The organism is Trujillonella endophytica, from assembly GCF_900110555.1.
Classification (GTDB): Bacteria; Actinomycetota; Actinomycetes; order Mycobacteriales; family Geodermatophilaceae; genus Trujillonella; species Trujillonella endophytica.
The window spans coordinates 92,657-106,259 of the sequence record NZ_FOEE01000002.1; the positions used below are offsets into that span (position 1 = coordinate 92,657).

At 77.1% G+C, this 13,603-nt stretch carries 11 protein-coding genes; 5 read left to right on the forward strand and 6 right to left on the reverse strand.

The features are described from left to right. Positions 1-10 precede the first annotated feature (10 nt). The 3 genes from BMY88_RS03405 to BMY88_RS23680 all read right to left on the reverse strand — a co-directional run bounded on the left by BMY88_RS03405 (position 11) and on the right by BMY88_RS23680 (position 3,263). A complete protein-coding gene (locus BMY88_RS03405; RefSeq protein ID WP_091940233.1) occupies positions 11-1,759 on the reverse strand; it encodes a SulP family inorganic anion transporter in 1,749 nt (582 codons plus the stop codon). 117 nt (positions 1,760-1,876) lie between these two features. Next, entirely contained in the window at positions 1,877-3,091 is a 1,215-nt protein-coding gene (locus tag BMY88_RS03410; protein ID WP_244524427.1) for a cation:proton antiporter domain-containing protein, read from the reverse strand. 34 nt (positions 3,092-3,125) lie between these two features. Beyond that, a complete protein-coding gene (locus tag BMY88_RS23680; RefSeq protein WP_170860942.1) occupies positions 3,126-3,263 on the reverse strand; it encodes a hypothetical protein in 138 nt (45 codons plus the stop codon). A gap of 218 nt (positions 3,264-3,481) precedes the next feature. Here BMY88_RS23680 and BMY88_RS23685 point away from each other — a divergent pair, with 218 nt between their 5' ends. Continuing rightward, a complete protein-coding gene (locus tag BMY88_RS23685) occupies positions 3,482-3,655 on the forward strand; it encodes a hypothetical protein (RefSeq protein WP_170860943.1) in 174 nt (57 codons plus the stop codon). Further along, positions 3,652-5,022: a diacylglycerol/lipid kinase family protein gene (locus BMY88_RS03415; RefSeq protein ID WP_211435469.1), complete on the forward strand. Its 1,371-nt coding sequence runs from the start codon at positions 3,652-3,654 to the stop codon at positions 5,020-5,022. The genes BMY88_RS23685 and BMY88_RS03415 overlap by 4 nt, the downstream gene beginning before the upstream one ends. A gap of 14 nt (positions 5,023-5,036) precedes the next feature. Here the strand turns inward: BMY88_RS03415 and BMY88_RS03420 are convergent, their stop codons facing one another. Both BMY88_RS03420 and BMY88_RS03425 read right to left on the reverse strand, forming a co-directional pair. Further along, positions 5,037-6,053 carry a patatin-like phospholipase family protein gene (locus BMY88_RS03420; RefSeq protein ID WP_091940235.1) on the reverse strand — a complete coding sequence of 339 codons (1,017 nt, stop codon included), beginning with the start codon at positions 6,051-6,053 and terminating at the stop codon, positions 5,037-5,039. A gap of 101 nt (positions 6,054-6,154) precedes the next feature. Next, the gene (locus BMY88_RS03425) at positions 6,155-6,652 is read right to left on the reverse strand and encodes an NUDIX hydrolase (protein WP_091940237.1); all 498 of its coding nucleotides are present in this window, start codon (positions 6,650-6,652) and stop codon (positions 6,155-6,157) included. Between the two features lie 156 nt (positions 6,653-6,808). Between BMY88_RS03425 and BMY88_RS03430 the strand changes: the two genes are divergently transcribed. Then, positions 6,809-7,726, forward strand: a complete 918-nt coding sequence (locus BMY88_RS03430) for an MIP/aquaporin family protein (protein WP_244524428.1) — start codon at positions 6,809-6,811, stop codon at positions 7,724-7,726. Between the two features lie 35 nt (positions 7,727-7,761). Here BMY88_RS03430 and BMY88_RS03435 read toward each other — a convergent pair whose 3' ends face one another. Continuing rightward, positions 7,762-7,956, reverse strand: coding sequence for a hypothetical protein (locus BMY88_RS03435; protein ID WP_091940241.1), 195 nt, complete (start codon positions 7,954-7,956; stop codon positions 7,762-7,764). Between the two features lie 331 nt (positions 7,957-8,287). Between BMY88_RS03435 and BMY88_RS03440 the strand changes: the two genes are divergently transcribed. Then, a complete protein-coding gene (locus BMY88_RS03440) occupies positions 8,288-10,876 on the forward strand; it encodes a LuxR family transcriptional regulator (RefSeq protein ID WP_091940243.1) in 2,589 nt (862 codons plus the stop codon). 94 nt (positions 10,877-10,970) lie between these two features. Next, the gene (locus tag BMY88_RS03445) at positions 10,971-13,589 is read left to right on the forward strand and encodes a winged helix-turn-helix domain-containing protein (RefSeq protein ID WP_091940245.1); all 2,619 of its coding nucleotides are present in this window, start codon (positions 10,971-10,973) and stop codon (positions 13,587-13,589) included. Positions 13,590-13,603: the final 14 nt, after the last annotated feature.

Below are 13,603 nucleotides of genomic sequence, written 5' to 3' on the forward strand. Positions count from 1 at the left end.
GCCCCCGCACTCACCCCCCGGGACCGGGCGTCATCGCGCTCCGGTCGCCGGGCACCGCGGTCGGGGCGGGGGCCCACTCGGCGTGCCGGCGGGCCCGGAACTCGGCGACGGCGGAGCCGACGGTGGGAAAGAGGTGTCGGGGCTCGATCTTCTCCGTCAGCCCGTACCCGTCGATCTTGCGACGCACCGGGTCCTTCAGCCCGGCGAACACGAGGCTCTGCCCGCGCTCGTCGAGCAGGTGGTCCAGCTCGAACAGCACGTCCGCGGCGGTGGTGTCGACGTCGGTGATCGGCTCGGCCGCGACCACGATCCACTCGGGCGCGGGCTCCGCGCGCGAGATCGCCACGACCTCGTCCCGGAAGGTCTTCGCGTTCGCGAAGAACAGCGGCGCGTCGAACCGGAAGATCACCAGTCCGGGGAGCAGGCGCGCGGTCGGATAGGACCGGACGTCGTGATAGCCACGCATGTCGTCGACCAGGCCCAGCGTGGTCTGGTAGGGCCGCCAGGCCCGCCGGAACACGTTCAGGATGGACAGGCCGACGGCGATCCCGATGCCCGGGAGGACGCCGAGCAGCGCGACGCCGGCGAACGCGACCAGCGACAGCGAGAACTCGACCCGCCGCTGCTTCCACAGCCGCACGGTGCCGGGGATGTCGGCCAGGGAGAGCGACGCGGTGATCACGACCGCGGCCAGGGCGGGCTGCGGCAGGTTCCGGAAGAGCCCGGGGAGCGCGACGATCAGGATCACGATCAGCACGGCGCCCGTGACACCCGTCAACTGGGTGCGCGCGCCTGCCCGCTCGGCCACGGCGGTGCGCGACGCGCTGGTGCTGACCGGAAAGCCCTGGAACAGCCCGGCGGCGAGGTTGGCCGTGCCGATGCCGATCATCTCGGCATTGCCCCGGACCTCCTGACCGGTCCGTTCGGCGAAGGCGGTCGAGGTGGAGATGGTGTCGGCCAGCGACACGACGGCGATGGCCAGGGCGCCTGCAGCCAGCGGCAGCACGTCCGCCCAGGGGACCGTGGGGATGCTCAGCGGCGGGAACCCCTGGGGCAGCGTCCCGATCAGGCTCACCCCGTGGTCGCCCAGCCCCGCGATGCTGCTCACGGCGATCGCCAGCACGACCATCACCAGCACGGCCGGCACCTTGGGCAACCATCGCTGCAGAGCCAGGACGAGGGCGATCCCACCGAGCCCGACGGCCGCCGCGGCGGGGACGACCGCCCCGTCGGCCAGGCCGCGGCCGAAGTCGGCGACCTCCTCGATCAGGCCGTCGGCGTCGACCGAGAACCCCAGGAGCTTGGGCAGCTGGCCGATCAGGATGGTGAGGGCCAGCCCGTTGAGGTAGCCGATCATGGTCGGCTTGGAGATCAGCTCGGCGATGAACCCCAGCTTGGCCACCCCGGCGACCAGCATGATCGCCGCCACCATCACCGCCAGCAGGGATGCCAGGACCACCGCCCGCTGCGGGTCCCCGTCGGCGGCGACCAGGGGCAGGACCGTCGCGGCGATCATGGGGCCCAGCGAGGAGTCGGGCCCGAGCACCAGGATGCGCGACGGGCCGACCAGCGCGTAGCCCAGCAGGCACATGATCGAGGTGTACAGACCGGTGATCGGCGGCAGGCCGGCCAGCTCGGCGTAGGCCATCCCCTGGGGCACCAGCAGCGTCGTCAGCACGACCCCCGCGGTGAGGTCCTTCACCAGCCAGGCGCGACGGTAGGTCGCGGCCACTCGGAAGCCGGGCGGAACGAGGGACACGCGCACCTCCTGGCGTGGTCTGCCGCCGACGTCGCCGGGCGGGAGCACGGACACCGGGAAGGCGGCGCACGGGGTCCCGGACCGCCCACAGCGTGGCCACCGCAGAGAGGACGGGCCTCATCCCCGGGGGGTGACGGCCCCTCGTCCCGCGGCCGAGCGCCCGTACCGGGCAGCGAGGGGCGCCGCGCTGATGCCGTGGACGACGACACTGAGCAGGACCGTCGCCGTGATCACCGCGACGGCGTCCTCGGCGGCGGGCCCCAGCTCCTCCAGCGCGAGCAGCGCGAAGACCAGGGACGCCAACCCCCGAGGGCCGAACCAGCCGACGAACAGGACCGTCCGGGCGTCCATCGCCGTCCCGAGGGTGGCCAGGGCGACCGGCACCATGCGGAGGAGGCTGAGGCTCAGCACGGCGTACAGCATCGTGGCCCCGTCGGCGCGGTCGAGCAGGACGGGGACGGCGACCGCGCCGAAGACCAGCCAGACGAGCGCGGTCACGAGCGCTCCGGCCTCCTCGGTGAACCGCAGCTCGGCGGGTCCCCGTCGCCCGGCGGTCGCACCGAAGGCGAGACCGCCGCAGAACGCGCCCACGAACCCGTTGCCGTGGGCGACCAGGGCCGCTGCGTACGCGGCACCCGCCAGCGCCAGGACCGCGACGCCGACGAACTCCTCGGCCGCCCAGCCCCGGCTCCGTGCCGCCCGGAGGAGCAGGCCGCCGGCCGTCCCGACCGCCGCGCCCACGGCGGCCCCGACCGCGAGCTCCACCACCGCCTCCGCCAGACCCACCGACTGCGCCAGGCCCTCCGCCGACGCGGCGCCCGCCAGCGCGACGACGACCACCGGGGTGACGATCCCGTCGTTCAGGCCGCTCTCGACGGTGATCAGCCGGCGGATGCGGGAGGGCACCGCGGGATCGGTCACCACGGACACGCCCAGCGCGGCGTCGGTGGGGGCGAGGGCCGCGCCGACCAGCAGCGCGAGCCAGCCGCCCATGTCGGGGAACAGCCACGCCGCGAGCGCCCAGCCGAAGAGCACGGTCAGGGGCAGGCCGAGCCCGAGCAGCCGGGCGCAGCGTCCCGCCTCCTCGCGCAGATCGTGGAGCCGCACGCGGGCGGCATCGGAGAAGAGCACCCACACCAGGGCGATCTCCACCAGCGGCCGAACGGTCTCCGGCTCGACCGTCCCGCCGGCCATCCCGGTCCCGGCCATGAGGCTGCCGACCAGCACGAAGACGATCGGTCCGGTCACGTCGGCGCGCTCCAGCCGCGCCGATCCCACCCCCCAGAGGAAGATCGCCGCGGCGACGGTGGTCAGCGCTGCCGACTCCACCACGGGCCCCCTCTCGGAGGGTCGCCGGCGAGCCCGCTCAGGGCCGCCGCACCAGGACCGGGTTCCCCCCAGGCTCGGCGCCCGCCTCGGCCGGACCGGTCACCGCCCGCCCGAGGACGACGATGAGGCACGTCTCGACGAGCAGCCCCGCGACGCTCACCAGGACCCACACCATGCGCCACCTCACCGGCCGTCGTTCTCACCGTGCGTCGTTGCGGACGACATCGTCGGAGCCGGGCGGGCCGCGCGCCTCACCCGCGCGAGAGGAGAGCCGGAGCCGGCCCGCGGGATGCGGCCCGCTACTCCCCCGGGGGTGATCCCGGCCGGGCGCCTCGGCCCTAGCGTTCCCACCCTCCGGGCGCCCGGTCCCGGGGGCTCCCAGGAGGTCCCGCCATGACGGCCACCGCCCCGATCACCCTGGCGGCCGCGAGCTACGCGACACGCGCCTGCGTCGCCGAGGATCTCGCCCCCGAGCGGGGCGCACGCGCCGACGTCGACGTCCCCCACACCGCGGTCGGCGCGCACGCCCGGCGCCACACGCCGCCCGACGCCCCCGTCCCGGTGTGACCGGGACCCGGGTGCCGCGGCACGCCCGGGGCGGGCACCGGGCCGTGGCGGACCCGCTGCGCGACCGCCGGTGGCTGGCCCGGATCGCCCTGGCGCTCGCGGCACTCGCGGCGGTGGTCCCGGTGGCCGCCGCCGGGAGCCGCAGCCTGTGGCTGCTGCTGCTCACCGCGGCGACCTGTGCCGTGGTGCTGGCCGCGGGCTTCTGGTCGCTGCAGCAGCGCGGTCCGCGGCGCTGGCTGGCCGTGGCGGTGGCGCTGGGCGCCCCGGCCGCCCTCGTGGTGCTCCTCGTCGCCGAGGGCCTGCTGTGGGTGGTCGTCGTCGCCGTGGGGCTGCTCGCCGCGGCGGCCGCCGCGGCGGGCGCCGCGCTGCGGCCGCACCGCGCGGCCTGGGAGCTGCCGGTCGTCCCGGCCGCGGCGCCCCAGCGGCCCTTCCTCGTCATGAACCCGCGGTCGGGGGGCGGCAAGGTCGACCGGTTCTCGCTGCGCCAGCGGGCGGAGGCCCTGGGGGCGGAGGTGGCGCTGCTGGACCGGCCGCACACCGACGTGCAGCAGCTGGCCCGCGACGCCCTGGCCCGCGGTGCGGACCTGCTCGGCGTGGCCGGAGGGGACGGCACCCAGGCGCTGGTGGCCCAGGTGGCGGCCGAGCACGACGTCCCCTTCCTCGTGATCAGCGCCGGCACCCGCAACCACTTCGCCCTCGACCTCGGCCTGGACCGCGACGACCCGTCCCGCTGCCTGGCCGCGCTGCGCGACGGCGTGGAGGCCCGGATCGACCTCGGGGAGATCAACGGCCGGCCGTTCGTGAACAACACCTCGTTCGGGGCCTACGCCGAGATCGTGGACGACCCGGCCTACCGCGACGACAAGCGCGGCACGACCCTGCGCACGCTGCCCGACCTCCTCGGCGGCCGGCGGGGCGCCCGGCTGGTCGGCGAGGCGGACGGGCTGGTCCTCGACGGCCCGCAGGCGCTCCTGGTGAGCAACGACCCCTACGAGGACGGCGACCTCACCGCGATGGGCCGCCGGGCCCGGCTCGACCGCGGGACGCTGGGGGTGATCGCCGTCCACGTGGCCAGCGCGCGCGAGGCCGTGGGGCTGCTGCGCGGCGCCTCCCGGCGAGGAGTGGTGCGCACGCAGGCGCGGGAGGTCGTCGTCCGCTCCGACGCCCCGACGGTCCCGGTCGGGATCGACGGGGAGTCGGTGCACCTGACCACCCCGATCCGCTGCACCATCCGCCCCGGCGCCCTGCGGGTGCGGCTGCCCCGCGAGCGCCCGGGGATCCGCCCGCCGCGGGGGCGCCTGCAGTGGGGACCCCTGTGGGAACTCGCGACGACCCGCGCCCCGGAACCGCCCGCTCCCGGCGCCTGAGCCGCGTCCGTCCCTCAGGCGACGCCGTCGATCTCCGCGTGCGCGGCCGCCGGCGGCGCCTCCGCCGCCAGCTGCGCCGTCGTGGTGCGCACCGCCGTCTCGAAGACCCGGCGGTGCCGCCCGGCGTCCATCCGGTCGACGCCCATGGCCGCGACGTCCTCCGCGGTCGGCGTCAGGACGCGCACGCTCATCCCGGCGGCGAGCAGCCGCCACACCTCCCAGCTCAGCCGCTGCGCGATGTGCAGCCGGACCCGGTGCTCGATCCGCGCGGCGGCCGACCGCCGCGGCAGCGGACCGGGCGTGACCAGGGGTGCCACGACCACCACCTCGTCCAGGGCCTCCCCGGCCAGGACGTCGGCGTTGGTGACCGAGACAGCGCCGCCGTCGACGTAGCGGCGGCCCGCGATGAACCGGGGTGCGAAGAGGCCGGGCACCGAGCACGAGGCCATGACCGCCTCGGCCGGCGAGGTGGGCGGCTCCCCCGGCGCTCCGAAGGCGACGCGCCGGCCGGAGTCGAAGTCCATCGCCACCAGCCACGTCCGCGGGCGGGCCGGCCACGTCCGGTCCCCCTGGACCGCGCCGACCAACTCGCCGACCGGCGCCAGGTCCCCTCGCCCACGCGGTGCGAGCGCCGCGGCCGCGGTGCGCAGCGCCCGGTGTCCGGGCCGGCCCAGGGTCCGCGCCGCCAGCCGCAGGTTGCCCGGGATCGGCACCGGCCGGGGCACGTCGCGCAGCGTCGCCCGCACCCGGGCCGACAGCTCCGGGCGGACCGGCGGGGTCCCGCTCTCCCGGTCGTCGGAGAACAGCCCGGCGAGCTCCCGGGGCGGCATCCCGGCGGCGAGCAGCGCGGCGACCACGGACCCGGCCGAGGTGCCGACGACCAGCTCCGGCCCGGCCGGGTCGAACGCCCCGGTCTCGGTCAGCGCGCACACCGCACCGGCGGCCCAGGCGCCGCCCACGGCGGCACCGGCGCCGATCACCAGGCCGCAGCGCAGCCGCGGGGGGCAGGAGCCCGGGGGTCGCGGAGCCATCCCGCCAGGGTGGGCGGAGGCCGGTCCGGCCACCTCATCCCCGGTGGATGAGCCCGCCGCGTCCCGCCGGGCAGGCGGCAGGCGGCGGGCGGCAGCCCGGCTCAGCCGACGTGCGGTTCCGCCCCGGCGTCGAGCACGGAGTCGATCCAGAGGCGCACCGGGACCTCCATGGCCAGCCCCGAGAGGTCCTCCACCGGCACCCAGGCGGCCTCGCTCGTCTCGACCAGGTCCGCGGCGAGGTCCCCGCCGACGGCGCGCGCCCGCACCAGCACGGCGAACTGCTGGCGGGCCTCGCCCCGGGCGGAGACCACCACGTGGCCGGGGTCGCTGAAGATCCCGGCGAACCCGGTGACGACGATCCGCAGCCCCGTCTCCTCGGCGGTCTCGCGGACGGCGGTCTCGACCGCCGACTCCCCGACGTCGACGCGGCCGCCCGGCAGCTCCCAGGCGCCGCTGTCGCAGCGCCGGACGAGCAGCAGCCGGCCGTCCTCGTGCCGCACCACGACGAAGACGGAGGGGACCACGGCCCCGGCGACGGGCGCCGCCTCGTCGTGGAAGTGGATGCGCCGGCTGCCGGTCGCCCGGTCGATCGTCGTCATGACCGCATCCCTCGGCTCGGTGTCCCGCGGGCACGGTGCCGGGGCCGGGCGATCCGCCGCATCCTCCGGCCCGGGTGATCCGGGCACCGGACCGCGGGATCTCACCTCGCCCGGGTGGGGCGCGGTCCGGGCGGCCGATCCACGGTCCCCGGACCGGTGCACGCACGTCTGGAGGTCGCCATGGTCGAGCACGGAGCCACTCCCCGGGGGACGGATCCCGGCAGCCGGCACCGGACCCGGTCGGTCGGATCCCCCGACGCGGCGCTCCGTGCATTCGACTTCTGGGACGACCGGTACGAGGGGCGCCGCCTGTTCTCCGAGCTGTTCGGGACGTTCCTGCTCGTGCTCGTCGCCGTCGGCGGGGGGATGGTCGGCGCCCGCTTCGGCGGGTCCGCCGTCCCCTACGGGGCGCTCGTCGTCGCGCCGGCGCTCATGGTCGCGGCGATCATCCTGTTCATGGGCGCCGTCTCGGGCGCGCACCTCAACCCCGCCGTCACCTTCGCGTTCGCCCTCCGGGGCGACTTCCCGTGGCGCCGGGTGCCCGCCTACCTCGTCGCGCAGGCGCTCGGCGCCGTCCTGGCGCCCCTGGCGCTGTGGGCCCTCATCGGGCGGCAGGGCGACGCGGGGCTCACCCTGCCCGGCCCCGGGATCTCCACCGGAACGGCACTGGTGTGGGAGGCCGTGCTCACCGTCGGCCTGGTGAGCACCATCCTGGGGGTCTCCTCCGGAGCCCAGCAGCTCGGCCCGATCGCCGCGCTGGGCGTCGGCAGCTACATCGCCCTGGCGGGCCTCTGGGGATCCCTGGTGAGCGGCGCGTCCATGAACCCCGCCCGGTCCCTCGGGCCGGCGCTGGTGCTCGAGGACTGGGCGTCGTGGTGGGCCTACCTGCTCGGCCCGCTCGCCGGCGCCGTCGTCGCGGTGGGCATCGCCTTCGTGCTCCGCGGTGCCGGTGGCGGTCGCAGCGGCCGGACGGCGGCCCAGGGCAGCCTCGGCACCGACTGGCAGCCCGGGCCGGCCGGCACCCCGCAGGCGTCGCCTTCGCCCGCCTCGCCCGCCGACGCCGGGCGGCAGTGACCTCCGACCGGGACGACCGGCTCGCGCCGCGCGGCTCAGCACATCGGGGGCAGGACGGAGTGCCGGTACTCGAGGAGGGCGTTCAGGGCGGCCTCCGCCCGGGCCTCCACCCGGAGGCACCCCGGGTCCCCGCCGTGCGCCGAGGCCGCGCGCGCCAGCCGCAGAGCGCGGAGCGCAGCGGTGATCCGGTCGTCGAGCACGGCCAGGTCGTGGGTGAGGGACGCGGTCATGACGGCACCTCCCGAGGGCGTTCCGGAGCATCGACGACGGCGGCGCCGGCGGGGTCCTCCGTCCCGACGGCCACCTGCCGGGACGGTAGGAGCAGCGGCCCCGCGCCCGGCTCACCCGACAGTGGTGGACGCGCTCCCGGCGCGCGGCGGGCCGCTCCCCGGCGCCGCTCGGTGCCCTCGGTCCCCGGGGGCCCGAGCCCTTGGGCCCTTGCCCCCGACCGGGAACCCGAGAGGGTCGGGGCGCACACCGTCACGCCGGACCGGCGCGCGCCTGCGGCCGCGGTCGGGACGTCGACGACGGGAGAGCACCGCTCCGAGCAGAGGAGGGGTCGTGGCGCACAGGTGGCGGTCGAAGACGGCCGTGCCCGGACTGCCGGCCGACCACGTGTCCCGACCGGCGCTGCTGAGCGCCCTGGACCGCGGCGAGGATCGCGCCCTCACGCTGGTGTCGTCACCACCCGGGTACGGGAAGAGCCTCCTGCTCGCGGACTGGGCCCACCGCCGGGAGGCCCCCACCGCGTGGGTCGCTCTCGACGAGGCCGACGACGACCCCCGGCGACTGTGGACGTCGGTGCTGGCCGCGCTGTCGGCGTGCCCGGCGGTCCCGGCGACGAGCCCGCTGACGGAGCTCGTGGTCCCCCGGACCGGGGTCGGCATCGACCTCCTGATGGAGGTGTTCGACGCGCTCGCGGCCCTCCCGGTCCCGGTGCGGCTGGTGCTCGACGACGCCCACCACCTCCGCAGCCCGGATGCGGTGCGCGGCCTGCAGCTCCTGCTGCGGCACCGGCTGCGCACCGTCCGGCTGGTCCTGTCCAGCCGGTTCGACCCACCCCTGCCCATCGCGCGACTGCGGATGGAGCAGCGGTTGTGCGAGCTGCGCACCGCCCAGCTCGCCTTCTCCGTGGAGGAGACGGCGGCGCTGACCGCACGCTGCGGGCTGCGGCTCACCCACGAGCAGGCCGCGCTGCTGCACGCCCGCACCGACGGGTGGGTGGCCGGCATCCGGCTCGCGACGACGCCGCTGCGGAACCACCCCGATGCCGACCGCTTCCTCGCCGACTTCTCCGGTGACCTGCGACCGGTCGCCGACTACCTCGCCGGAGAGGTCCTGGCATCGCTCTCCCCGGTGCAGCGGGAGCTGCTCCGGCGGACGAGCATCGCCGACCCGGTTCCGGCCGCCCTGGCCGTGGAGCTGTCCGGCCGCGCGGATGCCGCCGACCTGCTCGGCGCCCTCGAGCGCGGCTCCGGGCTGGTGGTGTCCACCGGGGAGCGCCGCTCGGTGTTCCGCATCCAGGAGCTGATGCGCTCCTACCTGGTCGCCGACCTCCACCGGCACGGGCCGGGCCGGGCGGCGGCGCTGCACGGGCAGGCGGCGGCGTGGTGGGCGGCCCAGGGCCGACCGGTCACGGCGCTGCACCATGCCGAGCGGGCGGCCGACGACGGCCTCGTCGCCGCGCTGCTGCACCGCTGGGCGCCCGAGCTCGTGGCCCGCGGCGAGCACCGGGAGCTCTCCGGAGCACTGGCGGCCCTGGAGGGCAGCGGTGGATCGACCGACGCATGGCTGCCGGTGGTGGCGGCGCAGGTCCACGTCGCCCACGGGGACCTGAGAGCCGCCCGGGCGGAACTCCGCCGGGCGGGTGACCTCGACACCGGGTCCGGCGACACCGCGCTCGCCCACTTCCGGATCGCCACCGAGTGGCTGACGGGGGCGGCCCCGCCCGGCCCCCTCCCGACGCCCTCGCCGGCGGTCCCCGCCCTGGCGGCGCTGGTCGCCGCCGGCCGCGGCGCCGCCCGGATGTTCTCGGTCCGGGGACCGGCGCAGCTCACGAGCGTGCTCGCCGACCTCGAGACGGCGCTGGACCTCGCCCGGGACCAGCACCTGGGGTTCCTCGAGGTGCAGACCCTCTGCCTCATCGGCACCGCCGCCTGGGTGGGCTGCGACCACGGGCGCGCCGCTGCCGCCGCGGCGGCCGCCGTCGCGGCGGCGGGCACCCACGGCTGGCAGGACTCCTGGTGGGCCGCCGCGGCCCACGCCGTGCTGGCCCACTCCTGCCTCGTGCGCGCCACGCCCGCGCATGCGCTGCGGGCCGCCGACGACGGCCTGCGCATCGACGCCGCCCACTGCGATCCCGGCCTCCGCTTCTCGTTGCGGAGTGCGCGCGGCGGGGCGCTGTTCGACCTGGGCGAACGGGCGCTGGGGCTGTTCGAGCTGCAGGAGGCGCACGCCGAGGTCGTCGGGACGCACGTGCCGCGGCACCTGGCCGCCGCAGCCGCCCTGCTCGAACACCGGGCGGCGCTGATGCAGGGCTCCGCGGCCGCCGCCGCGACGTCCGCCGGCCGGCTCGCGGACGAGCCGTCGGCCGCCGCCGAGCGAGCCCTCGTCCGGGCCTGGTCCCACGCGGCGGCCGGCGCGGCCGACCGGGCCCGGGGCGCCGTCGCCCCGATCCTCGACGGCACCCTGCGGCCGCTGCTGCCGACCACCACCGTGGACGCCGGCCTGGTGGAGGTCTGGGCCGCCCTGCGCAGCGGCGATCGGCCCGGGGCGCGGCGCCGGTTGCAGGCCGTCCTGGTGCAGGCGGAGGAGCTCGACGTGCTGCGGCCGTTCGCCCTCGCCGGGCAGGGCGTGCGCGCGCTGCTCGTGGACCAGCTCGGGGGCACCCGGGACCCGGCCTCCTTCGCCTTCCGGTGCCTGGCCGCGCGCCGGCGCGTGTCGCGGGCGCCGTCCCCCCGGTTGAGCTCCCGTGAACGCGACGTCCTCGTCCAGCTGGTCTCCCTGAGCAACCTCGGGGAGATCGCCGAGGACATGTCCGTTTCGGTGAACACGATCAAGAGCCACGTCCGGGCGATCTACGGCAAGCTGGGGGTGAACACCCGGCGGACCGCCGTCCTCACCGCGCTGGACCAGGGGCTGCTGTCCTGACCGGGGATCGGCGCCCGTCGCGGCGGGTGCCGGGTCCGATGGGGGCGGACGCCACGGTCCATCGTCCACGGGGGACGATCCCGAGGAGCCTGGGATGAGCGGCGCGCCGACCTCGTCACTGCGGATCCCCGCCAGCAAGATCGCGGTTCCGGAACTGCCGGCGGAGTTCAGGCCGCGGCGCGCCCTCCGCCGGCTGCTCGAGCAGGCCGCGCCCGACCAGGTGATCGTGGTCAGCGCGCCGGCGGGGTTCGGCAAGACCCTGCTGCTCGCCGACTGGGTGCGCGAGAGCGACTGGCTGGAGACGGCGTGGGTCTCCCTCGACGACGACGACGACGACCCGCGCCGCCTCTGGTCGGCCGCGCTCGGCGGTCTGCTGGAGCTCCCCTCCTGCGCCGGGGACCCCGAGCTGCAGCGGCTCGCCGCCTCCCTCACCGTGTCCCGGGGAGCCGACGTCGTGGAGGACCTCGCCGACGCCCTCGACACGCTCACCTCCCCCGTGCGGCTGGTCCTCGACGACGTGCACGCACTGACCGGGCGCGAGGTCCTGCACGACCTCGCGGCGCTGGTCCGCCGTCGCCCGTCGCGGCTCGCGCTGGTCGTCGCCGGCCGGATCGACCCGCCGATCTCGGTTCCGCGCCTCCGGCTGGAGGGCCGGCTGCACGAGGTGCGGGCGGAGGCCCTGCGCTTCACGCCGCAGGATGCCGCCGTGCTCCTGGACGCATCGGGGCTGGACCTGACCGCGCGCCAGGTGGCCGTCCTGCACGAGCGGACGGAGGGCTGGGCCGCCGGTCTGCGGCTGGCCGCCCTGGCGCTGCTCCGCACCGACGACGTCGATGCCTTCCTCGCCTCGTTCTCCGGGGACGAACGCTCCGTCGCCGAGTACCTGACCGGCGAGATCCTCGACGGCCTCGACCCCGACGACGAGCAGTTCCTGCGGGTGGTCAGCGTGTGCACCCCGGTTCCGGCGGCCCTCGCGGCCGCGCTCTCGGGGGACGCGGCCGCGGAGGCGACGCTCGACGGCCTGCGGGCCTCCACGGCGCTGGTCGAGCGGACGCCGCGCGCCGACCACCGCCTGCACCCGCTGCTGCGCTCCTACCTCGTGGCGGACCTGGCGCGACAGGAACCGGAGCGGTACCGGCAGCTGAACGCCACGGCCGCGAGGTGGTGGTCCGGGCAGGGGGAGCCCGTGCACGCCCTGCGCCACGCGGAACGCGCCGACGACGACGCGCTGACGACGGAGCTGCTCCGCCGCTCCGGGGTCGCCCTCCTGCTCGCGGGTGACCTCGGCCCCCTGCGGCGCGCGCTGGCGGCCGTCGGCCCCGGTGCCCGGGCCCGCGACCCGTGGCTCGCGCTGATCGCGGCCCTCGCCCACCTCGACGAGCGGGCCCTGGTCCCCGCCGCGGCCGAGCTGGACGACGCCCGGCGCGCCTGGCCGGACGCGCCCGACACCGCACTCGAGACGCTGCGCGACTGCGCGGAGTTGCTGGCGGGTGCGCTCGGGCTGCCCCGCGTGCCGGTACCGCCGCCCCGTCTCTCGCCGGGGGACGACGGACCGGAGCTCGCGGCCCTGCGCCACGTGAGCCTGGGCATCGCCGAGTTCGCCAACCCGGCCGGCCCCGACGTCCCCCTCGCGCGGACCCACCTGGAGCGGGCCCGGGACCTCGCGGAGGAGCACGACCTGGCCTACCTGGAGGTGCAGAGCCTCGCGACGCTGTCGGCCCTGGCGACCATCGACGGTGACCTGCGCGCGATGGCCGCCGCCGCCGAGAGCGCCGTCGCCGCGGCCGCCCGCACCGGACGCCACCCCTCCGCGTGGTCGGCCGGGCCGACCGGGATGCTCGCCTATGCCGACCTGCTCTTCGGCGACCCCGGGCAGGCCGCGCTCCGGAGCGGGGCCGCGCTCGACTCCTGGGAGGCGCTGCCGCCCGAGTCGGCGTACGTGCTGCACGCCGTCCACGGCGCCGCCGTCGCCGACCTGGGCCGCCCGGCGGAGGGGTTTGCCGAGATCCGCGCGGCGCGCGCTGTCCTCGGCGACGCCCCGGTGACGCCACCGGTGCTCGCCGGGCTGGCCGTGCTCGAGCACCGGGTGGCCCTGCTCAACGGGAACGTGGGCGCGGCGGACGAGGTGGCCCTGTGGCTCGCCGACCGGGTCGGGGCCACCGGTGAGACGCTGCTGCTGGGCGCCTGGACCGAGGCCGCCGCCGGCCGGTACGAGGCCGCTGCCGCCGCCGTGGCGCCCGTGCACCGGCCCGACGTCCTCAGCCTGCTGCCCGAGACGGTCGTCGAGGCGCTGCTCGCCGAGGCGGAGGCCGCCCTGCAGCACGGTGACCGGCCGGCCGGCTGGTCCGCGCTGGAGGCCGCGCTGGGACGCGCCGAGCCGCTCGGCGTGGTCCGGCCGTTCGCGCTGGCGGGCCCGCGCACCCAGGAGCTGCTGCGCGCCCGCACCGCCACCGCCCGGCGGGGGTCCTTCGCCGGGCAGGTGGCCGCCGCCCGCGCCGGCGTGTCGCCCGAGCCGCCGGCCCTGCTCAGCGAGCGCGAGCAGGCCGTCCTGGCCCTGCTGCCCTCCCTGCTGAACGCCCGCGAGATCGCCGACGAGTTCACCGTGTCGGTCAACACCATCAAGAGCCACATCCGCTCGATCTACGCCAAGCTCGGCGTCTCGTCCCGGCGCGAGGCCGTGCTGCTCGCCGCCGACCGCGGGCTGCTGCGCTGACCGGTTCACCTGCG

Excerpts from the sequence above, each read along its gene's own strand:
- BMY88_RS23680 (WP_170860942.1), bottom strand. The coding sequence starts at position 3,263 with ATGGTGTGGGTCCTGGTGAGCGTCGCGGGGCTGCTCGTCGAGACGTGC.
- BMY88_RS23685 (WP_170860943.1), top strand. The coding sequence starts at position 3,482 with ATGACGGCCACCGCCCCGATCACCCTGGCGGCCGCGAGCTACGCGACA.
- BMY88_RS03420 (WP_091940235.1), bottom strand. The coding sequence starts at position 6,053 with ATGGCTCCGCGACCCCCGGGCTCCTGCCCCCCGCGGCTGCGCTGCGGC.
- BMY88_RS03425 (WP_091940237.1), bottom strand. The coding sequence starts at position 6,652 with ATGACGACGATCGACCGGGCGACCGGCAGCCGGCGCATCCACTTCCAC.
- BMY88_RS03435 (WP_091940241.1), bottom strand. The coding sequence starts at position 7,956 with ATGACCGCGTCCCTCACCCACGACCTGGCCGTGCTCGACGACCGGATC.
- BMY88_RS03445 (WP_091940245.1), top strand. The coding sequence starts at position 10,971 with ATGAGCGGCGCGCCGACCTCGTCACTGCGGATCCCCGCCAGCAAGATC.